Annotated in this window: 19 protein-coding genes; 3 read left to right on the forward strand and 16 right to left on the reverse strand. The window is 46.7% G+C overall.

Annotation, left to right across the window (positions count from 1 at the left end):
• Positions 1 to 30 precede the first annotated feature (30 nt).
• The 8 genes from MKY28_RS16770 to MKY28_RS16805 form a co-directional block, all read right to left on the reverse strand.
• Positions 31 to 513 carry a lasso peptide biosynthesis B2 protein gene (locus MKY28_RS16770; protein ID WP_017689559.1) on the reverse strand — a complete coding sequence of 161 codons (483 nt, stop codon included), beginning with the start codon at positions 511 to 513 and terminating at the stop codon, positions 31 to 33.
• A gap of 4 nt (positions 514 to 517) precedes the next feature.
• Positions 518 to 817, reverse strand: a complete 300-nt coding sequence (locus tag MKY28_RS16775; protein ID WP_017689560.1) for a lasso peptide biosynthesis PqqD family chaperone — start codon at positions 815 to 817, stop codon at positions 518 to 520.
• Positions 814 to 1,761 (reverse strand): aldolase, encoded by a 948-nt coding sequence (locus MKY28_RS16780; RefSeq protein ID WP_340936431.1) that lies wholly within the window; start codon positions 1,759 to 1,761, stop codon positions 814 to 816. Before MKY28_RS16780 ends, MKY28_RS16775 begins: the two co-directional genes overlap by 4 nt.
• 139 nt (positions 1,762 to 1,900) lie before the next feature.
• Complete coding sequence (locus MKY28_RS16785; protein WP_017689562.1) at positions 1,901 to 2,038, reverse strand: paeninodin family lasso peptide; 138 nt, start codon at positions 2,036 to 2,038, stop codon at positions 1,901 to 1,903.
• A 53-nt stretch (positions 2,039 to 2,091) separates the two neighbouring features.
• The gene (locus tag MKY28_RS16790; RefSeq protein ID WP_340936432.1) at positions 2,092 to 2,226 is read right to left on the reverse strand and encodes a paeninodin family lasso peptide; all 135 of its coding nucleotides are present in this window, start codon (positions 2,224 to 2,226) and stop codon (positions 2,092 to 2,094) included.
• Positions 2,227 to 2,291: 65 nt separating this feature from the next.
• Positions 2,292 to 4,223, reverse strand: a complete 1,932-nt coding sequence (locus MKY28_RS16795) for an asparagine synthase-related protein (protein WP_036609989.1) — start codon at positions 4,221 to 4,223, stop codon at positions 2,292 to 2,294.
• Positions 4,220 to 5,488: a sulfotransferase family protein gene (locus MKY28_RS16800; protein WP_340936433.1), complete on the reverse strand. Its 1,269-nt coding sequence runs from the start codon at positions 5,486 to 5,488 to the stop codon at positions 4,220 to 4,222. Before MKY28_RS16800 ends, MKY28_RS16795 begins: the two co-directional genes overlap by 4 nt.
• Before the next feature lie 424 nt (positions 5,489 to 5,912).
• Positions 5,913 to 7,247: an MFS transporter gene (locus tag MKY28_RS16805; RefSeq protein ID WP_340936434.1), complete on the reverse strand. Its 1,335-nt coding sequence runs from the start codon at positions 7,245 to 7,247 to the stop codon at positions 5,913 to 5,915.
• A gap of 254 nt (positions 7,248 to 7,501) precedes the next feature.
• On the opposite strand from MKY28_RS16805, the gene yhbH reads away from it, so the two are divergent.
• Positions 7,502 to 8,671 carry a sporulation protein YhbH gene (yhbH, locus tag MKY28_RS16810; protein WP_036609998.1) on the forward strand — a complete coding sequence of 390 codons (1,170 nt, stop codon included), beginning with the start codon at positions 7,502 to 7,504 and terminating at the stop codon, positions 8,669 to 8,671.
• Positions 8,668 to 10,104 (forward strand): SpoVR family protein, encoded by a 1,437-nt coding sequence (locus MKY28_RS16815; RefSeq protein ID WP_340936435.1) that lies wholly within the window; start codon positions 8,668 to 8,670, stop codon positions 10,102 to 10,104. The genes yhbH and MKY28_RS16815 overlap by 4 nt, the downstream gene beginning before the upstream one ends.
• A 136-nt stretch (positions 10,105 to 10,240) precedes the next feature.
• Here the strand turns inward: MKY28_RS16815 and MKY28_RS16820 are convergent, their stop codons facing one another.
• The 5 genes from MKY28_RS16820 to MKY28_RS16840 form a co-directional block, all read right to left on the reverse strand.
• The gene (locus tag MKY28_RS16820) at positions 10,241 to 12,721 is read right to left on the reverse strand and encodes an EAL domain-containing protein (RefSeq protein WP_036610003.1); all 2,481 of its coding nucleotides are present in this window, start codon (positions 12,719 to 12,721) and stop codon (positions 10,241 to 10,243) included.
• Between the two features lie 265 nt (positions 12,722 to 12,986).
• Complete coding sequence (locus MKY28_RS16825; RefSeq protein ID WP_340936436.1) at positions 12,987 to 15,809, reverse strand: endo-1,4-beta-xylanase; 2,823 nt, start codon at positions 15,807 to 15,809, stop codon at positions 12,987 to 12,989.
• A 289-nt stretch (positions 15,810 to 16,098) separates the two neighbouring features.
• Entirely contained in the window at positions 16,099 to 17,103 is a 1,005-nt protein-coding gene (locus tag MKY28_RS16830; protein WP_017689571.1) for a LacI family DNA-binding transcriptional regulator, read from the reverse strand.
• A 129-nt stretch (positions 17,104 to 17,232) separates the two neighbouring features.
• A complete protein-coding gene (locus MKY28_RS16835; protein ID WP_076318323.1) occupies positions 17,233 to 18,240 on the reverse strand; it encodes a globin-coupled sensor protein in 1,008 nt (335 codons plus the stop codon).
• A 243-nt stretch (positions 18,241 to 18,483) separates the two neighbouring features.
• Complete coding sequence (locus MKY28_RS16840) at positions 18,484 to 20,379, reverse strand: PrkA family serine protein kinase (protein ID WP_036669848.1); 1,896 nt, start codon at positions 20,377 to 20,379, stop codon at positions 18,484 to 18,486.
• 361 nt (positions 20,380 to 20,740) lie between these two features.
• On the opposite strand from MKY28_RS16840, the gene MKY28_RS16845 reads away from it, so the two are divergent.
• Positions 20,741 to 21,586 carry a DUF2161 domain-containing phosphodiesterase gene (locus MKY28_RS16845; RefSeq protein ID WP_076318322.1) on the forward strand — a complete coding sequence of 282 codons (846 nt, stop codon included), beginning with the start codon at positions 20,741 to 20,743 and terminating at the stop codon, positions 21,584 to 21,586.
• Between the two features lie 111 nt (positions 21,587 to 21,697).
• Here MKY28_RS16845 and MKY28_RS16850 read toward each other — a convergent pair whose 3' ends face one another.
• The 3 genes from MKY28_RS16850 to MKY28_RS16860 all read right to left on the reverse strand — a co-directional run bounded on the left by MKY28_RS16850 (position 21,698) and on the right by MKY28_RS16860 (position 24,531).
• Positions 21,698 to 22,324, reverse strand: coding sequence for an FMN-dependent NADH-azoreductase (locus MKY28_RS16850; RefSeq protein WP_036610012.1), 627 nt, complete (start codon positions 22,322 to 22,324; stop codon positions 21,698 to 21,700).
• A gap of 190 nt (positions 22,325 to 22,514) precedes the next feature.
• On the reverse strand, positions 22,515 to 23,738 hold the full coding sequence (locus MKY28_RS16855) for an aminotransferase-like domain-containing protein (protein ID WP_036610015.1): 1,224 nt from the start codon (positions 23,736 to 23,738) through the stop codon (positions 22,515 to 22,517).
• Positions 23,739 to 23,874: 136 nt separating this feature from the next.
• Positions 23,875 to 24,531 (reverse strand): response regulator transcription factor, encoded by a 657-nt coding sequence (locus MKY28_RS16860; RefSeq protein ID WP_340936437.1) that lies wholly within the window; start codon positions 24,529 to 24,531, stop codon positions 23,875 to 23,877.
• Between the last annotated feature and the right edge of the window lie 210 nt (positions 24,532 to 24,741).

The raw sequence follows: 24,741 nt of genomic DNA on the forward strand, positions 1-24,741 counted from the left end.
TTCGGAAACCCTGATGAATAGAGTTCACTTTCATGTATCATAGACAATCTCCCCAGATCCCTTCTCCGGACACCGTTTGCCAAACACACCGACAACCGTATATTGGTCCATAGTATCAGCTCCGGTCACGATCAATTTACCACTTCGCAGCCAGGCATGAGCCATCATATGTCCTTGCTTATTCCGTGCAGTCCCCATGTATAACGTACTCTCTATCTTGCGTCGCTCAAGCATCTTCATCCCGGCAATCGCCATTACAAGGCAGCGGCTTTCCCATAACGTATATTTGCTGGCGAGCGAAATTGCTTTGGAAATATTCCGTATAGTGATGACCTCGCTGCGTTCGAGTCCTGTCATCGGTGTTTCTACCATAGGCGTACCCAGCCCTGGCGCGATTTTGGCAAATGGCATAGCCTTCTGTATGCGTGCCCAGCCAAGGAGGATATAGGCCTCCCATACCAGTCGACGCATCGACCGCGGGAGCGAGAGATAAGCCTTTATTTTTCGCAACATCATTCTACACTCCGCGAGTAACGTCGATTAAACCTTCACGGGACAGATGTTCCAGGAATTGTACTACCTGCTCACGACATACATCTGGCTCAATCTCATACTCCGCAGCAAGTACCTCAACAACTTCACCCAGCGTGCGTTCTTCTGCGATCAGATCCCAGATTCGTCCACCGGTACTCCCGAGATTATAGTATTTTCCAGAGCTAATGCTCATCATGACTTTCTCACTGCCCATATCACTGACCAGATTGCCTTCCTTCCGGGTTACCCGGTCTTCCACATTCATCGGCGTAGTCGCTGTCATTGTCCTGTATGCACTCCTTTACGTATATGATCTGTGATCCGATTCACCATCTCAAATGCTGTAAACTCAGCACCCGTTCTGACCAATCTGCCAATCTCCACACTTGCTGAAAGTCTTGAAGCCGTCTCAAACAACCATTGTGCCAGTCCCTGTCTTGCAACGAGCCCACCACGGAACGTATGCGAGCATAACAGATGCAGTCGTTCTAGCCCCGTCACTTCCACCAGTTGAACAGATGTATGGTTTGCCTCCGGTTGGGGAGCAAGTTCAAATATTCCACCTAGTGGTACGGCCATCTCATGAAAATAGTGCTGAACAGGTATCGCATACTTTGTAATCTCTGCGTGAACCGTTGCATAATCCTGTTCCTTCATGCCGAAGCCGTCCAGACTGGGCTGCCATAACTTCTGTTGCGGGTAACCAGGTGATACGATAGCTCTTCCTCCGGCATCCCAGGTCAGTGCAACAACATCATCGGTGAGAAGTGGATATCCGCGTGATGCCAGTGCGGCCGACAGTGTCGATTTGCCTGCTCCCGAATGTCCGACAAATGCGTAAGCCCAGCCATCAATAACCACTGCACTACCATGCAATGGAAGAATGCCACGCTGCATCATAATGACCGCCATACAGGTGCCCAGGATGAATAATCTGACCTTTTTCTCATCTGCACCCGGTATGGGGGATACAACAATGCGCTTTCCTTGTTCCATTAGAAACAGACCTGTATCTTCGATTTTGAAAAAAAGACTGCCCTCTCGTGCCACAAAGTTGTCGTTGCCTACATCCCAATCCTCCCACAATGGGGTCAGATCTGAAGACTCGATGTGCACTTCCACGACATCAAAATCAGTCCCCGCATCCTTGGGTGCGATCTGTAGTTCAGGCATTCGAATTTGGCTCGACCAGCGCAGACCATACGCCACATAATGCACAGGCAACAATGAACGACGCCTCCTTCGTAATAAAATGTAAAAAAAAGCCCTTATATTCATGTTGCTCAATATAAGGGCGGAGGCGAAAAGCTGGATTTGTTGCATTTCCGCCCTTTAAGTATGATGACACTTCATAAAACTAAACAACTTAGGAAGTTGGATCGTACAGATCCGCATCGTGAACCGTTACCCAGTCAATTTGTCTGTAGCCAGTACCGGCCATCGTTTGATTGACTTCCAACACTTCAAGAGCTGGTGCTTGCCATTCCTTTTTTTCCATTTGCATCGTATTCACCTCCTTTTCGCACTTCTAAGTATGATGGCATATGGTAAAGTTTTCTAACTAGTTCCGTAGAGATCCGCATCGTGAACCGTAACCCAGTCGATATGTTTGTAACCTGTGCCCGCCATTGTTTGGTTGACTTCCAATATTTCCAGTGCTGGTGCTTGCCATTCCTTTTTTTCCCCTTGCATCGTATTCACCTCCTATCATGAGTCAATTGTAAGAAAAATCCGGGCCCACAGTTCACCGGGCTATATCAGAATTTCCGGATGAACCGATAGACGATCAGACTATGCATCATCAATCGCAGATCTGGATGTGAAGCAAGCTCTGGTCTCGGACTTGGAAAGTTGGCCAGGGCGGATTTGATACGCTCCGTGTTTAATATGCCAGCGACCTTGCTGTCAGAACACAAAGCACGTAACTCAGCGGTAAAGGCATCCCAATTCGGAATGATACGATGTAACCAATCTGCAGGCTGCACACCCCGTACCCGCTGATTCAGTCTGACCTTGTCAGGCAACTCCGGTGAAGTAGCCCGACGAATCAATGAACGATCCGTCCCTTGTTTCACATATTGTTCAATCGGAACGGACAGACAGAACCGGATGACTCTGGCATCACTTGTCGGATCACGTTCCCAAGCGCGGTAACGCAGAGAACATTTCGTAGCTACAGCACCGTTTTTGTTGGCGATGGCCAGGTTATTGAATTTCTCGGCACGTACTTTGAGTGCATCAGCCTGGGCACCGCCCTGCAGAACAATAATGGATTTGAGTCTTTCCAGTACACCCGTTCTCTGCGCAAAGTCAGGATGGATCAATTGTACGGATGCGGCCTGGCTGGCTCCTTTGGACTGAGCCTTGAACCAATCCGGATATGCCTTTTTCCCGGTGATCTTGGCTATACGTGAGAAAGGCATGCCCGTTCGTTCACTATACTGCTGCATCTCACGGAACCAGCGGTACCAGCGGCCACTTTTCAGTAGACTGGCGTAATAATCCAGAGCCGGTCCCCAGGAGATGGTGAAATTACCACGTGCCCCTGTGAGCAGGATGCCTGCATCTTGCTGGCTCGCTTTTTCATAGAATCCGCGAATCCAGAATGAATTTTCAAAGTATTTATAGGGCATTTCCATAATGTCGAGCCAGGTATCTACTTCACTGAGTGGACTTCTGCCTTCAAAATCGAGGTAGTTCTCTGTGATATTGCCGACATGATTAATCGTGGAACGTATGAAGGGCCGTTCGTCTGCGAGCAACGTTTTCGACGTATAATCTGTGAAATCGGGTACGGGAACATAACTATAGGCCTGCAGCCGTTTGCCCTGACTTCTCAGTGTTCCGGAAGCAAAACCAACCACGGCTCCCGAGTCCAGTCCGCCACTTAATGCAGCAGCCACCTGTCTGTGCGTTCGCAATCGTGATCCAACCGCCTGCCCAAAGACCTCCCGAAACGCTTCTACATACTCGCCATCGGATTTAAGCCTTAGAGGTTCCACTTCATTCCAGCGATGATATTGCTTCAGCTCCAGTCTCCCATCCCGGAAGACAAGTGTATGTGCAGAAGGCAGCTGGCTTATTCCCCGATATACAGTTGAATTGATATCTGCTGAATCATGCATGTCAGGAATGGCAAGGAATTCGGACAGCCAGGTCTCATCAAGTTCTTTATGTACCCCTTCAAGCCCGAGCAACGGATTCATCAGTGTGCAGAAAGCAAAACGTGAACCATCATGTCGGTAATAAAAAGCTCTCATGCCTGTAATGTCTCTCGCTGCATACAGTTTTCGATTCCGCTCATCCCATATCGCGAATACAAAATCCCCCAGCAATCGGACGGCTACATCGTCTCCCCAGCGCTGATAGGCACGCAAGATCAATTCACTATCCGCCAACATAGCCAGTTCAGCTCTAGATATTTGTAATTGATCTGCCAGTTGTTCCCGGTTATCCAGAATGGCATCTGCCGTGATGGTCAGACCACTTTCCTCATCATATAAAGGCAACTTCTCGCTAACCGATTCCGGTGTAATCCATTGGGCATGACAGCTGAGGAACGCCTCATTGCCTTTCCACACTCCTGTTGTATCCGCAGGGACATGCCCCAGGCTTGCGTACAGACGCCAGCTGTCTTCCCATAGCGCCTGCTGACCATCGTTGTGAACAATTCCTGCTATGGCGCTCATGACTTGCCTCCCCGTAGAATCTTGCGCTGTGAAGCCCATGCGCTGATCTGATGACCAAATGGTACCCATGATTTGATACGCTGTATTTTGCTTTGAGCAGAAGCCAGCTGGACTTTCAAGCGTTCTCGCTCACTGTAACCCCGTTCCAGACGATGATCTGCTGCACGTAATGCGGCTTGCAGCTGTCTGATCGTTACCAGTGCAGCTAGCGTCGGGTCTGTCTTTTCCGGTTCTTCGACAACTGGGTCATTACGATTCCCAACCGGATCATGAACGACAGAATCTGCCGGTTGCATTCGGTATTGTGGTTGCCACTGGCAACCGGTCGCTGCTGTCAACTGATGCGTGATTCGGTCAATGACCTCTTGATCCGGACTTGCATCATAATGTACACCCGTCCATTGTTCGGCTTCTGCGAGCTGTTCACTGTATCCCATCTGGTGGAACAGATCTGCCCCCATCACACGGCAATACAGTTCAACTTCATGTCGTTCTAATATTTTTTTCCAGTTGTTAACAGAACCCTGATGTGCCTCTTGATGCGAAGAGAGGAAAGGATCACCCACGCCCATACTGTAGAACATGTCAGACTTGGCACTGTCCAGAAACTGTCCATACTGCTCCATTCCCTGTTCATATCGAATTCCCAGAAATGCGCATAGTTTCTCAATTTCTTCCTGAGGATTGGAAACCAATCGTTCATATTGCAATTCATACGCATTGGAATGGGGTTTGGCAAAATAATCATTCAAGCGGAGCATCCCAAGTGTGAGATCTACGGATTTCATATTTAATTTGGGGCTCTGCAGACTATGAATCAGGTCGAATCCTTCTCCTGTGTGGCGGTTTACCTTTTTGAATGATGCAGCTACGGCCAGAGGATTACGCTGGAGATGAATACGCTTGGACTGAGGGAACAGACGATCCAGCCATTCCAGCATGTAATAGTACCGTGGAGATTTATCAACGATGAAGTCTGCTCCGCTCCCCTCCAGGAATCCATTGTAGATTTCAAGAGCAAAACTTCTGCACGCCTTCTCAAAGACATCCTCAGATACCATGGCATTGTAGAACTGGCGCATGATGGAGCTGCCACCGTAAGCACGTGAATCAGCCTTGGGTAAATCGACAAGATTCATCAGAAACCACATTTCCTGGGTGGCAAATATACGACTATGATTTTGCAGCATTACGGTGGATAAGGAACTACCACTGCGGGGAACACATAGTAAGAAAACAAGTCCGTTACCTTGAGCATCGATCAATGGCAGCCTCTCCTCTGTTCATTAGTATAAATGTGTAGCTGGGATAGACCAGACTCTACCTTTGTGTTTGGCAAAACGAGTAATATGCACGCTATAGGTGAGCATTTTGCAATATTCCGTCGGAAGTTCACCCGGGAATGAAGCAAAACACATGATTACATTCGACAACTCTCAGATACAATATGTATTTATAGTTTTACTCTATGATACAAAATGTATCATGTCAATCTTTTATTTTCACCTTTTCATAAATTGATACTCTTTCACTGTATTCTGCTGTCTATCATTTAAGCACTTATTCATGGATCAATTATGTTCTGATTGCACAAACGCGAATAAGCTCCAGACATGTTCTGTGAGGAACAATGCCTGAAGCCATACGTAATCCGTTGAGAAACTTAATATGAAAACGGGTGAACAACCATCAGGTAAATCTTACATCTGAACTTTTCCCAGTAGCTCCAACGCTCCCATTTCGCTCTTCTTCCTGATCTGCCCGTGTAGCATCCTGCAACCCCTTCTGTACCTTCACGGTTAACAATACAGCAATGCCCGCGACGAAAAAGAAGATGAGCGACAGAATACCCCAACGTGTGGAACCAGTGATCTGCCCAACATAACCAAACACAAATGGACCAAAGATCGAAGAGAATTTGCCTGTAATATTCACAAAACCAAAATACTCTCCTGTTCTGCCAGCTGGCATCAGATTGCTAAACAGAGAACGAGCTGTGGATTGACTCACACCCTGCACGACACCAACCAACCCGGCGAGCACATAGAAGTGGATCGCTTGTGTCATGAAATAACCGAGAATTACAATACATATGTAGACCGATAAGCTAACGATTAATACCTGCTTTGCTCCCCAACGTTGTGCCCATGCTCCCAGTAACAATGTACACGGGAACCCGATAAACTGGGTTAACAGTAGCGCGAGCATCAGGTCGGCAGTGCCTATGCCTATACTTGTCCCATAGATCGTAGCCATCAGAATGATGGTATTAATGCCGTCATTAAAAAACCAGAAAGCCACCAACATGCGGATTAACTGGGGAAAACGCCGCATCTGACGAAAGGTTTGCCGCAGTCTGCGCACGCCCACCGCAGCATACCCTGTCCACGTTCCGGGCAGATCCGGTGATGCAGGCCGTCTCGGAGCATGGCGGAAGATCGGTATCGAGAACAGCAACCACCACAACGAGACGGAGATGAAAGCAAGTCTTGTGCCTGCCAGTGTACTGCTCATCCCGAACCAGCCCGGTTGCTGAATCATCAGCAGGTTCACCGCAAGCAGCAAACCTCCTCCAATATAACCATAGGCATAACCTTTGGAGGATATCATGTCTCTTCGTTCCACAGGTACCAGATCTGGCAGCATTGCATCGTAAAAGGTATTACCACCTGCAAAACCAATCGTAGATATGACCAGCAACGCGGAAGCAAGGAACCAGTCCCCTTCACCGATTGCGCTGAATCCCAATGTGGCAAGGACGCCTATAATTGCAAATACACGCAGGAAGTCGCCCTTCCGTCCTAACAAATCAGCTAGCGTGCCTAGCAACGGTGTTAGCAGAGCTACGCACAACATGCCAATGGAGTGTGTATAGGCCAGGTAGGAGGCGGCGGTGTCCGTATCCAGTGTTGCTGCAGCCACCGAAGCATAGAATACAGGCAGTACTGCGGCCAGTACTGTTGTTGCATAAGCCGAGTTGGCCCAATCATACATAATCCAAGCCTTGATCGCCTTTTTATTCACATAAATCCTTCCTTTACATGCATCTATTAAATAATTGATGTCTTTCTCCTATTGTAAAGGAAGGATAGCACACTTGTTCACTATTTCTGTAAAATATGGTGCAGTTCTGCTCTTACGACTCACCTTACCTCTGAGGTGAACTTGCGTAATTGTATCATTTTATATCCACTCTCATCACATATCGTCCTCGCCCGTGAATATACTTAATTACCGACAGGCCAAACTGTGCCGCGTAATCAATGGGGGGTGCCTACATGTCAAATTCACACCAGCCTTACTCGTTCGTTGTGTCGAAGGAAGATTGGTCGCTTCACCGCAAAGGGTACCAGGACCAACAGCGCCATCAGCAAAAGGTGAAAGATGTCATCAAGCAGAATCTGCCTGATCTGATTACGGAAGAAAACATCATCATGTCTGATGGAAAACAAATCATCAAGGTACCAATCCGCAGTCTGGATGAGTACCGTTTTGTGTATAACTACCAGAAGCAAAAACATGTCGGTCAAGGAGACGGTGACAGTCAAGTCGGAGACGTCATCGGTCGTGATCCCTCTGCTTCGCAGAAACCCGGCAAAGGCGAAAAAGCTGGTGATCAGCCTGGTCATGATATTGTCGAAGCCGAAGTGAGTATTGAGGAATTGGAAGATATGCTCTTCGCTGAGCTGGAATTACCCGATCTGAAGCAGAAAGATAAAGACCTGATTGAGACACATACGGTAGTTTTCAACGATATTCGCAAAAAAGGCATGCAGTCCAATATTGACAAGAAACGTACCATTCTGGAGAATCTGCGTCGCAATGCAACGACTGGTACGCCAGGCATCCATCACATCAGTCCAGATGACCTGCGCTACAAGACATGGGAAGACAAAATCATTCCACAATCCAATGCCGTTATTATTGCCATGATGGATACATCCGGGTCCATGGGTTCGTTTGAGAAATACTGCGCGCGCAGCTTTTTCTTCTGGATGACCCGTTTTCTACGCCGTCAGTATGAGAAAGTTGAGATTGTTTTCCTCGCCCATCATACGGAAGCCAAGGAAGTAACCGAAGAAGAGTTCTTTACCCGCGGCGAGAGCGGAGGCACCATCTGCTCCTCTGTATATATGAAGGCGCTGGATATTATTGACAGTAGGTATCCACCTTCCAGCTACAACATCTACCCTTTCCACTTCTCTGACGGGGATAATCTGACCTCGGATAACGAACGGTGTGTGAAGCTGATCGGTGAGTTAATGAAGCGTAGCAATATGTTTGGATACGGTGAAGTGAATCAGTACAACCGCAGCAGCACACTGATGTCGGCTTATCGTCATATCAAGATGGATCAGTTCATGTATTATGTGATCAAAGAAAAAGGCGAAGTGTACAAAGCTTTGCGCAGCTTTTTCCAGAAACGGGAAGGAGGCAGCGTTAGATGACAGATGAGATCCGCGACCTAGAATACGCTATTGCCGAGATTATGGAGATTGCCAATGGTTTTGGCCTGGATTATTACCCCATGCGGTACGAAATCTGCCCATCGGATATTATTTATACATTTGGAGCCTACGGCATGCCGACCAGATTCAGCCACTGGAGCTTTGGCAAAACATTTCATAAGATGAAAATGCAATACGATTTTGGACTCAGCAAAATTTATGAGCTTGTCATCAACTCCAACCCTTGTTATGCCTTCTTGCTGGATGGAAATTCCCTGATTCAGAACAAATTGATCGTAGCCCACGTATTGGCACACTGCGATTTTTTCAAAAACAATGCCCGCTTCTCCAAATCCAACCGTAATATGGTCGAAAGCATGGCCGCTACGGCGGATCGGATCAGCAATTATGAGATGGAATACGGAACGGAAGCGGTTGAAGCATTTATCGATGCCGTGATCGCAATTCAGGAACATGTGGACCCACAGCTGATTAAACCCCGCCATTTGGACAAACAACGCTACATGGAGATGAAAATGCGGGAGCAGCGCGGTGAGAAAAAACCACGCCCGGAAGGCCGCTATGATGATCTGTGGTCACTTGATGACGTGCAGACCGAAGAAGCACCCGCTGAAGGTATTCAGGTCCATCATTTTCCGCCTGAACCGGAGAAGGATGTCATGTGGTTTATTCAGGAATTCTCGGAAGTGTTGACCGACTGGCAACGGGATATCATGAGTATGATGCGTGAAGAGATGTTATATTTCTGGCCACAGATGGAAACCAAAATCATGAACGAAGGCTGGGCATCCTACTGGCATCAACGCATTATCCGTGAGCTCGATCTGAACAGTGAGGATACGATCGAATTTGCCAAACTCAACTCCTCCGTGGTGCAGCCATCCAAACAAAGTCTGAATCCGTATTATTTGGGACTGAAGGTTTTCGAGGATATTGAACGGCGATGGGATAACCCAACCCGTGAAGAACAGGAACGTTGGGGCCGCAAACCAGGGCAAGGTCGTGCCAAAATGTTCGAGGTGCGTGAATTCGATTCCGATACCTCCTTTATCCGCAATTACATGACCAAGCAATTAACCGAGGATCTGGACCTCTACGTATTTGAGAAAAAAGGCCCGGACTGGAAAATTACCGACAAGTCCTGGGAGAACATACGAGATCAGCTCGTATTTTCACGTGTCAACGGGGGCTCCCCTTACTTGGTCGTGCAAGATGCTGATTATCTGCGGACAGGGGAACTCGTGCTCAAGCATCAATATGAAGGCATTGAGTTGGATCTGAAATATATGGAACGCACTCTGCCCTATCTGTATCGCCTCTGGGGACGTACGGTACATGTGGAGACACGTGTCGAGGATAAACCGATCTGGTTTACGTATGATGGCAAGAAGCACCACCGCAAGTTTATGTAAGGTTCCAACAGCCCTTTCCCTTTTAAAAAAGAGAACCTTCGTATCACGTATGAAGGATGGCGACATACCATAAAAAAACAAAAAAAGCGGCAAGCTCCCGACATACACGGGGACTTGCCGCTTGGCATACATAAAATTAGGATGGTGCCGGTGGTGTACCATTACCCTGCAATCGCAGCGGCACAAAAAAATCATGCTCCACTTCACTTGCCGGCAGTGGGCGACTGAAATAATAGCCCTGAATCTCCCGGCAATCATTCTGCATCAGTATATCCAGTTGGCCTTTCGTCTCAATGCCTTCCGCAATGACTTCCATCTTGAGATTCTGTGCCATCGATATAATGGTCGCCACAATGGCTTGATCGCTGTGACTCTCTGTAATGTCCGTCACAAACGAACGATCAATCTTGAGCTTGTGAATCGGGAAATGCTTCAGATAACTGAGTGAACTGTATCCCGTACCAAAATCATCCAGGCTGATCTTGACACCCAGTGCTGTCAGTTCATTCAGGATCGCCGTGGATACGGCTGCATCCATCATCATGCTCTCTGTTATTTCCAGCTCCAGATATCGAGCATCCAGCCCTGTCTCCAAGAGTGCATTCTTGACCTGTTCTACCAAGTTGGATTGGTGGAACTGCTGGCTGGACAAGTTAACCGATACCGGAATGAGTGGTCCGCCACTGGCATGCCAGAGTTTCATCTGCCTGCATGCTTCCCGGAGCGTCCAATTGCCAATCTCATAGATCATGCCTGTCTCTTCTGCAAGCGGGATAAACACATTGGGTGCGAGCAGACCTTTGAGTGGATGGTTCCAACGTATAAGAGCCTCCACACCAATCATGCGGCTATCCTCAGTACGAATCTGTGGTTGATAGTACAGGACCATCTCATCGCGTTCCAAAGCTTTACGAAGATAACCCTCCAGCTCAATACGTTCATATAGTTCCGAATCCAGTTGGGCAGTGTAGAATTGGAAACCATTTTTGCCGTTTTTCTTCACTTCATACATGGCGGAGTCCGCATGTTTCAACAAAGCATCCACGCCCACTCCATGATCCGGATACATCGCAATTCCAATGCTGGCGGTTACGTAAAAGTCATTCTCCTTCAGTCGATAAGGTAACTGAATGGCTTCAACAATCTGTTTTGCAAGTTCTGCCACTCTTACTTCTGTCGCTTGACCCTGGGTCACAACGAGTGTGAACTCGTCCCCGCCCATCCGGGCCAGCATGACATTCTCCATAGCCAAGGGATCAGAAGCTTCTATGGCTTTCATGATCCGGTTGCTCACTTCTCTTAGAAATACATCTCCAATGGAATGTCCCAGCGAGTCATTAATCATCTTGAAACGATCTATATCCATCACCATAACGGCAAAAGAGTTCCCTTTTTCTGCTGAATCGTTAATCGTACAAGCCAGCACATCATCCAACTTGCGCCGATTGGGCAGCCCCGTCAACGGATCATGCAAAGCTTGGTGACGAATCTTCTCCTGAGCCTGCTTCTCCTCCGTTACGTCTTTGATCAAAATGTGACTTCCCACATGTCTGCCATCAATGACAACAGGAACTACAACAATACTAAGGTCCAGAAGTTCACCCTGTACATCTCTCATTTTGGCCATGTAGTGCGCCTGCTCCAGCCCATGATCATCCCAATCGATGGAATCAAATTCACTTATCCACTCTATATCGATTTGCTGAGCGATCTCATCAATGGAACGATCCATGACCTCTTTTTCAGGATATCCGGTGATTGTTGTTACAGCAGCATTAATCCCTTTAACAATACCTTCCTTGTTCACTGAAATAATAGCATCCGAATGGTTATGATACAGGGCCTGATACCATTGCTCATTCTCATGAATCCGTCGATCTTTCTGTGACATTCGCTGATTGATAAATATGCCAAACAACGTCAAACCCAAAGCAATAAATGTGCCCGATGCGATCAAGTAGGCGAGAATACCTGGCTCAATCTGCATACCTGAACTTACCATCGAGCCATGTGAATGATGGAAATGTGCCGCTGACATCCCGGTATAATGCATGCCAGAGATTCCAATACCCATAATGAGACCGCTGCCCATCTTGTAAACCCAAGTATGTCTTGATTGATGATAACGGAAGAAAAACATGAGCCACAATGCCGCAAATGAAGCAAGCGCTGCAATCAGAATAGATAACACCACTCTGCCTGGTTCATACGTAACCGGAATTGACATCGCTGCCATTCCCACATAATGCATCGAGCTGATCCCCGCGGTCATCAGTACTCCAGCAATCATGAGTTTGCTTATCCTGCCCGATTGTCTACCCGCAATGTTCAAGGCCACCCCCGATGCGACAATAGCAAGTAGAACAGATAAAACAACCTTACCGGTGGAATAGGAGACTTGCGTAGGCAGAACAAAAGCCAGCATACCTACGAAATGCATGGACCAGATTCCCAGCCCCATCGATACTGCACCGCAGGTAAGCCATACATTCCGCGCCATCCCGCTAGCCTGACTTACACGGCCTGCAAGGTCAAGGGCAGCGTATGAAGCTAACGATGCAATAATATAGGATAAAATAACAAGTTCTAAGTTGTACGTGCCATGTAGGTGCTCCACTCACTCTGTCCTTTCAACCGGGAAATGCCTTGTATGTATGCAAAAATGTAAAAAAGAAGCGAGTGCGCTGTCTGGATGACAGGCACTCCCTCCGCATCATTTGACTCGTGACAACAGACTTAGTTGAAGCCGTTGTCATACATTGGAACCCGTTTATATGAATGTATATAGTCTAAACGTCCCAGCCTTTAAAATCAACACTTATTTCCAGATATACAATATTGAATAACTAACATTCTCATATTCTAATTCACAACTAAATATTCTATTTACGAGTCAGTAACAGACTGCCAAAACCGGAAGTATCTTGATAAGAATTACCTGATGAATCACTCCAGATGGACACACTGCTTCGCTTGCCATCTCCCGCGCCATCATCATTAACTTGAAGATCAAACCCAATCCATCTTTGCCCTTCAGCACGAACGCTGTCTAGTGGGATTGCCACTTCAACTGTATACCCTCCGCTTGTTAATCGGGTAGCTGATTTGAAACTTTCTTTCCGTGCATTTCCACCAAAAGAAGCCTCATTATCAAAATTGACCCGGTACTGGGCATCATCCTCCTGATAGAATGTCGTCTGATCTTTGCTAGGGTCGATAAAAATCTCGATCGAATCCTGCTCATGTGCATTAGAACTTAATTTGCTTCGCAATGGATCTTTCACATCTGCCAATACGTACAGGTATTTCTCATCCCATAACAGCTGTGCAGTCGCCGTTGCACCGGAGTTTCCGACCACCCAGACATCCGTTTTAACAGATGCAGCTTTTTTCCAGACGTTATCCTTTTTTGCATCAATGACAGGTTTGCCATAAGTGACCTTGGTTTGTTTCAAGACAGAACCGAGCTTCAGTTTGCCCCGGTTGGCTGGTTTGTCGGGCTGTTGATTGGAAATATCATTCCAAACAATGGTCGCTGTCTTTCCAGCAGCATGTTCATCCGTAATCCGAAAATCCAGAGACAAGACCTGGCCTTCGGTAAGTAAAGCAGCTGACATAGGCAGTGATGCGTATACAACATACCCGGTTTTTGTCTCCTGTACGTTGTAAGTATTTTTATCTTTGCCTTTAGCGCCATCCCGTTTAAATGTATATTGACCATTTGCAGACGGCGGATTTTTCTTCTTGGCAGACAGATCAGCTTCAGAAGTTGCAGCGCCTGTCCCCTTGACTTCTTCCGCGAGGAAAACCTGCACCTGATCCCCTTTGCGACGTGTGGTATCCTTCACTTCCACTCGTAAATTCACCTTTTTGGCATCCCACATCATACGAGCCTCACCCGTAACCGCAGATGTACCATCTGCCAGATGATTAATTTCGAGTCCTTTCACAGCACCCCAAAGAATATCTTCCTGTCCTTTGTGATTCGGGAAAGAAGGGCTGGCCTTCAATGCTGTCCATTCATTACGATAGATCGGAAGGGTGGTAGGGTCCACCAGTGCCCAAAATGCCGGTTTTGCTTTTAATTTACGATCAAATAACAATGGTGCATCTTTGCGTCCTTTGACTGGATGATTATCAAGCCATGTACCATCATCCGCAAGTCCCCAGACTGTAACGCTGTCCATTACACCGCGTTTTCCCAACTCGTCGAACAGGTCGAACAGTTCACGATAACGGTAAGCTTGTTGCAGCATTAATTCATCTGTGACAGGCATCTCCAGTTCAGAATTACTTGAATAGATCGAAACGTCCAGCTCTGTAACCTGTACATTCACACCAAGAGCGATCACTTTCTCAAAAGCCTCACGAATGAGCTTTACATCCGGTCCGTACATGGATACATGCATCTGGAATCCAACCGCATCAATCGGTGTTCCTTTGGCAAGCAACTTCTCTACAAGCTTCACCATATCATTCACCTTGTTTCCATTGCCCTCCATTCCATAGTCATTAATCACCAGTACAGCATCGGGGTCAGCCTCACGTGCATAACGGAAAGCCAACTCAATGTAATCACTGTCATCTCCGTCGCCATCCACATCCCCAATAATATCTCTCCACTTGGAATTACTGGCCTCATTCCGCAAGCCGCCTCCGTCTGAGATGACTTCATTGACGACATCCCATGTATGAACCTTTCCTTTGTACCGGGTCACGATGGTTTGAATATGGGTTTTCATCCGTGCAAGCAACTGTTCCCGCGTGGCAGGTTTCGATGCATCATTCGGATCAGTAAAGAACCAATTCGGCACCTGACTATGCCATAACAGCGTATGACCTCTGATTTCCATGTCATTTGCTTCGGCAAACTTCACCAGGCGATCTGTCTCTGACCAGACAAACTCTCCTTCCTTGGGCTGCATCGCATCCATTTTCATAAAATTGTCCGCTGTAATACTATTAAAGTGTTTCGTCAACAACTGGGAATGCTGGTTTTCCGCGTCTAGTGCAGACTGGTTGATGGCAGCTCCCATTGCGTAATTTTGTCCCACCATATCGACCAGATTCGGAATATCCTTCTCTATTTCAATTTTCTGAGCAGCCGTAATCAGAACATCATCCACGTAAAATGAAATCGTATCTGCCGGCGTCACTTCCGCTGACGTCTTCCATGGTGTCTCCACATACATGCGGAATCCGGTGATACCACTATTTTCTTCGGGAATCACCACATCGGCCTCGACTTTTTTCCACTGTCCTTTATTCAAGGTAGCGGAGGCAAAGGTAGCATATTCAAGACTCGAAGCGTCTTTATTGTATTCTTTCTCGAGTGCACCGTTAAGGACCTGACTGTCCGGCCCTTCATCGTACATGGCCCAAAATGAAATATGAACTGTGCTGCCCTTCTGTACATGATCCAGCATCTCAATTAAGGGTCCATGGAACGTTTCGGTACGTGAAGAGGTTCTCAGGCTGCGTGTACTGTCATGACCTACTTGCGTTACGATATCAAGCTTTTCACTTGCACGTGGACGCCATTGTCCCAACACACCATCTTCAAAATCAGCCTTGAACAGTACTTCATCATCGCCAGTCTTAACGTCCGCTGCCGAAGCACGTGTCCCTCCTGTTCCCACACTTGGGAACAAACTGAAGATCAATACAGCCGACAAGCACAAGCTCCACCATTTTCTCAAATGCATCCGATCTCCTCCTTGGTTCGTTGTTTGTGAAGAATAACCTTTGCTCTGCCATGTGCCAGCCCTTTACAAGATCGTTATACAGGATGGATAGATGCAAATGGACAGAAAATTGTAAGCACTTTCATTATACGATTGCCAGTAAACTTTGTTTACCCGTTAAACTATAGGACTTGTACCACTCCCTAATCCATATGTTTCCAAATGAGATATATAACGACAAAAAGCACAGCTTATTAGCTGTGCTTCGTGTAAACATCTTTACTATTTACGTTTTTAAGCTTTTAAGCTTTTAAGCTTTTAAAGGTGCTGTCGTCTGACGGATAACCAGATTGGAAGGTTCCGTCACCACAGGAGGAGAATAAGATGGATTCTCGATCATGGCAATCAGATATTCAATGGACTTAATGCCAATGGAATAGATATTCTGATTCACCGTGGTCAACCCCGGTTTGAATACCTCAGCATAATACGTGTTATCGAACCCGACAACCGAGATATCTTCTGGTACACTCAGTCCATGCTTTTCAATTTCATGAATCGCACCAAAAGCAGACATGTCTGATGCACAGACAATTCCCGTTGGTTGATCCTGAAGTGCCAGCAATCGTCGGGCAGCCTTGCTTCCCCCGTCGAAGGAATAATCGCAGATCTCCAGATATACCGTAGAATACGGGATGCCGCATTCTCGCAGCCCTTCCCGATATCCTTCCAATCGCAGATTGGCTACAGCAGGTCCAAGTGTCCCTGAGATATAGGCAATTTTGCGGTGCCCAAGCTCATGCAGATGTTTGACACCCATCGAGATCCCGTTCGCGTTATCCGTAGTAATGTAACCGGCACGTTTGCCCAACATGTCCGTATCAACAAACATCGTTGGAATCTCTGCATCCACCAGTTCCTGAATACTCGCGTTTTCTCTGCCTTCCCCGAATACTACTACGCCATCCACATTACGACTGCGGCAATGTTTGATGAACGAGTACGCCGGATCATCGAATCGAGTAGACAACCGGACCAGGTCATATCCACTGTTCTCCAGCGCTGTCTTGATCCCTTCCAGCAACTCGGACACAAAAGGGTTCGTAAACGGAACCGTTAACAGTACTCCCACCGTCCATGAACGGCGTTTGACAAGTCCACGTGCGACCACATTGGGTTGATATTTCAATAATTCGATGGCTATATTGACTTTTTTGCGTGTTTTTTCACTTACATCAGGATAATCGTTTATCACTTTGGAAACGGTTGCAACAGATACTCCCGCTTCCTTGGCTACATCATGGATAGAAGCCATCTGATCACCTCAACCTCTTTCGAATCCCCTGTCTCCGGCTGCATTTTCTATAACATCGGCAGGTTTGTCTACCCATTATAGCTTAAAACAGCCTGAAACGGTATGGAAGGTTCCTAATGCTTTTAAGCTCTATTCCTGCTGTTCCAGTTTCTTCAAATCCAGAGACAGTTTCTCCATTGTTGTTGCAAATACAGCGAGTTCAGCCGAGCGTGAAGCTTGGCTACGTGCCCCTCTGGAAGTATGATCCGACTCCTGCTGCACACTGCTCAGTTTCTTCATGATCTGCTCCAGATTAGACTGAATTTTACCCTGGGCATCCCGGGAACTGGCTGCAAGCTTGCGCACCTCACTAGCGACTACTTCGAAGCCACGTCCAAACTCTCCTGCATGAGCAGCTTCAATCGCTGCGTTCAGGCCGACAAGATGACTCTGATCCGATATCTCGCGAATGAGTTCACCCATTTTTCCGATCTGCTGGATCTCTCCTGTTAATTCGGTAAGCATAACCTGAGCCTGATCCTGAGAAGCCGCTGTTTCTTTGGCTACACTTGATATCGCCATTGCACTTTCATTTAATTCACTAATCATGCCTGTAAGCTCTTGGGTAATCTGCGTAATTGCCTGTAATGTATGTTGTTGGTCATCGGCAAGCTGATGTAACTTTTCTTTTTCTTTCTTCTCATAGGCTTCAAGGACAAGCTGTGAATCCAGATTAAACATTTTGCTGAGCGCTTGAATGACAAGATGCCAGGAATCAGGGATAACCTGTTGGAATATGCTCGTTGCAATATCCAGGTAGACCATATAGGTACCCAGATAATAATCTTCAGACAGACCAATCCGTGAATGCACAAGTCCAATCGCAATCCGTTGCTCAATATATGCGTCGTCCACGATTCCATCCGTCATTGATAACCAGTACATCTTCTGTGTTTCTTTTAGACGATCAATGGTAGAGAATCGAGCGATCAGATCTACCAATTCAGGATAATTCCCCACATGATTGTAGAAATGATCCACCACTTCATTAACGACTTTTTTAAAAACAGGCCGATGATCGGCAAGCAGTTTTAGATCCCCTGCGGTTAATCCCATGTAATCAAGTTGCTTCTGTCTTGTTGCGGAAATACTGCTCATATCTGGTTCAGTCAGCTCCTTAATAAACACTAAATTACTTTAAATTGTAAATATATGTATTGATTATAGACTAAAATACCTAAATATACATATACCATTAGAACTAATTCTCTTTAAAATTAACCTTATTTGTCAGCTTTTTAGACTGATATGACCTTCATGTAATTAAAAAGGCCCTGACCCTGCTGTGAAGGAGCCTCACAACAGGCATCAGGAGCCTGATCCGGAATGGTTCGTTGCCGATTAGCGATTAAGCAGACTACCCACATAACGTAACAGTTCATTCGCGCTGGCTGCGGTGTATCCATGTTCCTCAATTAAACGTTTAATGACTTCATTCATACGTTTCAATTGTGTTGCATCCGGTGTTTTGGTTGAGGTTGTGATCTTGACAATATCTTTCAGATCGGTGAACAACTTTTTCTCAATCGCTTCACGCAAACGGTCATGGCTGCTGTATTCGAACTTGCGCTCCTTGCGGGAGTATGCCGAGATTCGGATCAGAATCTCTTCTCTGAACGCTTTCTTTGCATTCTCGGAGATCCCGATCTGTTCCTCTATGGATCGCATCAGACGCTCATCCGGGTCCATCTCTTCATCCGTGAGCGGGTCACGCATCTTGGACCAGTTGCAAAATGCTTCAATGTTATCGAGGTAATTCTCGAATAACGTTCTTGCGGATTCCTCGAATGAGTAAACAAATGCTTTCTGCACTTCCTTCTTGGCCAGTTCATCATACTCCTTGCGTGCAAGAGCAATGAAGTTCAGATAACGCTCCCGCTCTTCCTTTGTAATTGAAGCATGCTGGTCCAGACCGTCCTTGATCGCCCGCAGAATATCCAGCGCGTTAATGCACTGAAGATTTTGCTTAATCAAAGCACTGGAGATCCGGTTAATGACATACCGTGGATCAATGCCGGACATCCCTTCATCCAGATACTCATTTTGCATCTCGCGCAGATCAGCTTCTTTGTATCCTTCCACTTCTTCACCATCATACATGCGCATTTTTTTAACGAGATCCATGCCTTGTTTCTTCGTTTCCTTCAAGCGGGTAAGTATGGAAAAAATGGCTGCAGTCCGCAGTGCATGCGGTGCAATATGAACATGCTTCATGTCACTTTGCTGAATGAGCTTGGCATAGATTTTCTCTTCCTCGGATACCTTCAAGTTGTACGGAATCGGCATGACAATCATCCGGGATTGCAGTGCCTCATTCTTCTTGTTGGAGATAAAAGACTTATACTCCGATTCATTCGTATGCGCCACAATCATTTCATCCGCACTGATTAAGGCAAAACGTCCTGCTTTGAAATTTCCTTCCTGCGTGAGCGACAGGAGATTCCATAGGAATTTCTCATCACATTTCAACATCTCCTGGAACTCCATTAACCCACGGTTCGCCTTGTTCAACTCCCCATCAAAACGATAGGCACGTGGATCGGATTCGGAACCAAACTCCGTAATGGTGGAGAAGTCGATACTCCCCGTCAGATCGGCAATATCCTGTGATTTCGGATCGGATGGACTGAACGTTCCTATTCCCACGCGATTATCTTCGGAAACAATGACCCGTTCCACCGGTACCTTGCTGATATCACCACCATATTCGGTACGGAGTCTCATCTGGCAGGATGGGCAAAGGTTACCCTCAATACGGACTCCAATTTCCTTTTCCACTTCAGGACGAAGCTCCAGCGGAATCAAATGCAGCGGTTCCTCATGCATCGGGCATCCATCAATGGCGTATATGGCACCTTTCTCTGTCCGCGAGAACTGTTCAAGCCCACGCTTCAGCAGCGTCACCAGCGTCGATTTCCCTCCACTTACGGGACCCATCAGGAGCAAGATCCGCTTCCGTACATCCAGACGGCGTGCTGCCGAGTGAAAGTATTCTTCAACCAACTTTTCAATCGAACGGTCCAGCCCAAAGATCTCCTGTTCAAAAAACTTGTACCGCTTATGCCCACCTACTTCTTCCACCCCAAACGATTCAATCATCTCATACACTCTGGCGTGAGCCGTCATTGCCGGAGTCGGGTCCTCTCTCAGCAGTGCAATATAATCTTCAAATGTTCCGTTCCATGTCAAACGGTCACTCTCTGCCCGATGTTCCGCAACGCGTTCAAAAATATTCATGCTTGGTACCTCCCATGGCTCCTTTAGTGTGATTGTCAACCATTCCGAATGGTATGAAGAAATCAATAGAATTGCGGCTCCTGCTTGAATACCAATCTTGCGGTCCTGTGTAGTCCCGCCACCCTCTGTCCAAACGTCTTGTTTTGTTGTGAAAAGTGTATTACATACCTATGCGGCAATTCGGATAAGTTGACCTCTTTTTTTCAATCAACCACTTCGAATTTTGGCTTTTCCCTGTTCTATCAGACATCTTGTGCCTTCAGAAAAAAAAGAACGAATATGATATAATGAGGGTTCTAAATTCAGGAAACCGGACAACACATGGTCAGAGACAGGCCACTTCTGGAAAGGAGCACGGACGATGGCAGTGAAATACGAAACCGAATTATATTCGCCTGTGAAGGCTTTCTTCGAGCAGCGTGGCTTCGACGTCAAGGCGGAAATCAGACATTGTGACCTCGTCGGAGTCAGATCAGACCAGGACGAACCACTCATTGTGGAGATGAAAAAAACATTTAATCTCTCCCTGTTGCTGCAGGGCATGCAGCGCTTGAAACTTAGCCCGTTCGTGTATCTGGCCGTCGAGCGCAATCGCAGTAAACGCGGAGCCGTGAACCAACGCTGGAGCGAACTGACCGCACTATGCAGACAGCTCGGTCTGGGGCTGCTGACTGTCACATTTTACAAAACCAAAGCTCCCCTGATTGATGTATTGTGCGAGCCCTCCGCCCTGATCCCCCTCACTGGCCCCAATCAGGTTGCCCGTAAAAGCGGTGTTCGGCGGAAGCGATTGCTCAAGGAATTCGACGAACGCAGCGGAGACTACAATACGGGAGGTAGTACACGAAGACAGCTGGTCACAGCATATCGTGAGAAGGCTTTGCGTGTCGCATCCGCTCTACGGACGAACGGAGAAGCCTCTCCAGCCAACCTTGCCAGACAGACAGGCGTAGGTTCTGCCGCAGCAATTCTGCAAAAAAATTATTATGGCTGGTTTGAACGCCTCTCCCGTGGAAAGTATATTTTGACGATTAAGGGAGTACAGGCGTTAACCGAGCATGCACACATGCTTGAGGATAATGATATGATTGAACGAACCATTAATGAACTCGATGTAACGTATTCTGTATCTGGTGAAAATAAGGACGACCTTGCACACATTGCTGAAACAGCGGAGCAGTACTTAAAAAATACAGGCCATATCTGATATGAAACCACTCGAAGTAAGTGATATGAAAAATGAGAAGGCAAAAAAAACACCTGTAATCTCCACTGGAGACTACAGGTGTTTTGATGTGTTCTATATAGAAGATTGTTATTAGAATTTTACTGCTACTTCGGAAGCCAATTTCAGACCTGCAGTAACGATTTCTTCAGCACGATCTGCAGAAGCGTTATGTCCTTCAACGATAACCACTTCAGGGTTTTGAATGCCCCACAAGCCGAGAACTGTTTTCAGGAAGTTCAGGGACATTTCAGCAGCTGCCATTGGGCCTTCGGAATAAACGCCACCACGTGCGTTAAGCAAAGCTACTTTTTTGTCGCCAGCAAGTCCTACAGGACCTTCAGCAGTGTATTTGAATGTTTTACCAGCTTGGCTCAGGTAAGCAATGTAGTTTACCAATGGAGCTGGAACAGTGAAGTTCCACAGTGGGAATGCAAATACAACTTTGTCAGCTGCCAGGAATTGATCTTGCAATTGTGCTGCAAGTGAAGCCGCTTTTTGCTCGTCAGCTGTCAGTTCAAAACCGTTAGCTGCTTTGTAAGTACCTGTGATAGCAGTGTTACCATAGAATGGGAATTCTGTATTGTAGAGATCCAACTCAGTAACTGTGTCACCTGGGTGGGACTCTTTGTATGCGCTCAAGAATGCATCGTACAATTTAACGCTGACTGCTTGATCTGCAGGACGGTCATTTGCTTTAACAAATAAAATATTAGACATGTTGAATTTTCCCCCGTTAAATAAAATATATGAGTGCTTTTCCTGAACTGGCCACCATTGTAGCTTATATAAAGAAACCAACAACTCATTAATTCATATTATATATAAAAATGTTAGTGGATGCAATAACGTAATCACTTTGGTCATGAACCAATTTTAATTTTTGCTACAAAATCTATTTTGATCTGACTTAGCTACGAGCCGTAAATTCGGAAATGGCTTCACTGATCAGGTTCATGCCAAGTAGCAATTCATCCCGGCCCGGGTGGCTAAAGTTCAATCGGATGTAACGTTGATCCTGTACACCTGTGGAGCATAGTGATCCAGGAAGAAAGGATACACCTTTGGGCAAAGCCGCCTTAAGCAGAGCGCCACTATCCAATCCTTCCGGCAACTGTACCCACAGATACATCCCGCCCTCAGGGATGTTGTACTGACACCCTTTCCAGCCCGGCCTCTTCAACAGTTCAAGCATCAGTTTGAGTCTTGTCTTATACTCCCGATTCAACATCGATAGGTGATCACTCCAACGAAATGGGGAATGGGCAAGCAATTGATACAACAGCCGCTGATTCATCGGACTGGACTGACCATCTGCAATTCGTTTAACCGAGGCCATTGCCTGAATCAGCGCAGGATGTCCAGCGGCCCATCCGGTTCGAAGAGCGGGCGCTACCGTTTTGCTGAATGAACCAATGTAGAGAACATGTCCACCCTGATCGGCAGTATCCAGTGCAAAGAGTGAAGGATATTTACGATAAAATTCCGTTGGCTCAAGGCCATCGAAATGGAGCTCTCCGTAAGAATCATCTTCCACAAGCAGTACACCATAGCGCGAACACAGCTCAAGGACTGCCTCCCGCCGCTCCATACTCCACAAAGCACCGGTCGGATTCGAGAAACTGGGTGCAGCAAAAAGCAGCTTCGGTCTAACCTGCTGCATGTGATGCTCTAAAAGGTCTGGCAGTATGCCGTCCCGATCACCCATTACGGGCACAATCTTGGCTCCTTGCATCTCCAGAACCTCAAGACAGCCTGGAGATGTGGGATGTTCAACCAGTACAGAATCTCCTGGCTCAAGCAATAGACGCATCACCAGATCGATGGCCTGCTGGGTACCAGTAGTCAACAGAATCTGCTCGGGTACCGTTCGTATGCCTTTGCGTGCATTCCAGTCTTTGTTCAACCACTCTCTTAGGGGTGTGTAGCCTGCTGGCTCTCCATATTGCAATGCGGAGGGGCCTGAACTAAAGACAGACACCGCTGCTTCTTCCAACAATTTGAAAGGAAACAACTCCTCCGCAGGCAATTCTTCCGCCAGAGAAATGAAATAATCCCTGCCAGACATCTCACGTATATCCCTCAGTGGTGATGACAAAAGCCTGTTGGTACGGGAAGCAAAGAAATATTTCATCGATCCGTTCCCCTTTCGTCCCTATTCCGAAACTGTACTCGCAGTCCGCAGCCCTACAACCTATTCCTGCTCGCCATCGAATATGACCGGATGCATACCGAACTGTTGTGATCATGGGAAGAACAGACCTGTTTCGTCAGGATCCCGTCTTCACTTGTCTTGCATGCAAGGCATAACGTTCAATGGCCTGTGCTCTACTGCTCACTTCCAGCTTCACGTATATTTTACGCAGGTAATTATCAATGGAACGTCTGCTAACGTTGATCTCATTCGCTATTTTATCATAGGTTACACCCTGAACAATTCTTTCCATGATAAAAGTTTCGGTTTCTGTTAATTCAATGACACGTGCTTCTGTCGGAGACTCCACAGGTTGCGCCCAATCCGCACTGTTTAACCACGACAATGGAATGGACACATGGCCCTCACGCAATCCAGAGATCAGATGAATCAGCTGGCTAGGGGAAGCCTGTTTGGATAACATGCCGCTTGCACCAAGGCTCATCAGATGACGAAACAGCTTCACATTGTCTTCATCCGTCAAAATAATGATGTGACTGTGAGCTGACAGATTCTTCATCTGGGCAATATATTGATCTGCCTGACCCTCCGGAAGACGATAATCCATCAGAATCAGATCAGGCTGGTGAATATTCACCAGATCGAGCCCTTCTGTTCCGGTCGAAGTCATGCCACGTACCGTCAGATCTTGCTGCTCTTCCAAAATCAATTTTGTACCGAGCATGCTGGTGGGGTGGATATCTATGATGACCACCTGCCATACTTTTTTCATTGTTGTTCCCCCTGTTATGTATTGGACAAATAACTTTTAAATTCTGTCATGATGATTTCATCGTCTATGCGACAATCCGAGTATAGAAGAAGCATAGGTCGGATTATGTCGAAAAACAGAAAAATACAGGAGGAAGCCGATAAAAAAGCTCTATTTTCACTGTATTTTGTTATAAAAACACCATGACGTCCATCTTTCCATCCCCGGAAA

Source organism: Paenibacillus sp. FSL R5-0473, assembly GCF_038004565.1.
In the GTDB taxonomy this organism is placed as follows: Bacteria; Bacillota; Bacilli; order Paenibacillales; family Paenibacillaceae; genus Paenibacillus; species Paenibacillus amylolyticus.

Bases quoted from the DNA above. Each gene is read 5' to 3' on its own strand.
- MKY28_RS16840 (WP_036669848.1), bottom strand. From the start codon at position 20,379: ATGAATATTTTTGAACGCGTTGCGGAACATCGGGCAGAGAGTGACCGT.
- yhbH (WP_036609998.1), top strand. From the start codon at position 7,502: ATGTCAAATTCACACCAGCCTTACTCGTTCGTTGTGTCGAAGGAAGAT.
- MKY28_RS16795 (WP_036609989.1), bottom strand. From the start codon at position 4,223: ATGAGCGCCATAGCAGGAATTGTTCACAACGATGGTCAGCAGGCGCTA.
- MKY28_RS16835 (WP_076318323.1), bottom strand. From the start codon at position 18,240: ATGAGCAGTATTTCCGCAACAAGACAGAAGCAACTTGATTACATGGGA.
- MKY28_RS16815 (WP_340936435.1), top strand. From the start codon at position 8,668: ATGACAGATGAGATCCGCGACCTAGAATACGCTATTGCCGAGATTATG.
- MKY28_RS16830 (WP_017689571.1), bottom strand. From the start codon at position 17,103: ATGGCTTCTATCCATGATGTAGCCAAGGAAGCGGGAGTATCTGTTGCA.
- MKY28_RS16770 (WP_017689559.1), bottom strand. From the start codon at position 513: ATGTTGCGAAAAATAAAGGCTTATCTCTCGCTCCCGCGGTCGATGCGT.
- MKY28_RS16855 (WP_036610015.1), bottom strand. From the start codon at position 23,738: ATGAAATATTTCTTTGCTTCCCGTACCAACAGGCTTTTGTCATCACCA.
- MKY28_RS16850 (WP_036610012.1), bottom strand. From the start codon at position 22,324: ATGTCTAATATTTTATTTGTTAAAGCAAATGACCGTCCTGCAGATCAA.
- MKY28_RS16845 (WP_076318322.1), top strand. From the start codon at position 20,741: ATGGCAGTGAAATACGAAACCGAATTATATTCGCCTGTGAAGGCTTTC.
- MKY28_RS16785 (WP_017689562.1), bottom strand. From the start codon at position 2,038: ATGCAAATGGAAAAAAAGGAATGGCAAGCACCAGCTCTTGAAGTGTTG.
- MKY28_RS16860 (WP_340936437.1), bottom strand. From the start codon at position 24,531: ATGAAAAAAGTATGGCAGGTGGTCATCATAGATATCCACCCCACCAGC.
- MKY28_RS16790 (WP_340936432.1), bottom strand. From the start codon at position 2,226: ATGCAAGGGGAAAAAAAGGAATGGCAAGCACCAGCACTGGAAATATTG.
- MKY28_RS16825 (WP_340936436.1), bottom strand. From the start codon at position 15,809: ATGCATTTGAGAAAATGGTGGAGCTTGTGCTTGTCGGCTGTATTGATC.
- MKY28_RS16775 (WP_017689560.1), bottom strand. From the start codon at position 817: ATGACAGCGACTACGCCGATGAATGTGGAAGACCGGGTAACCCGGAAG.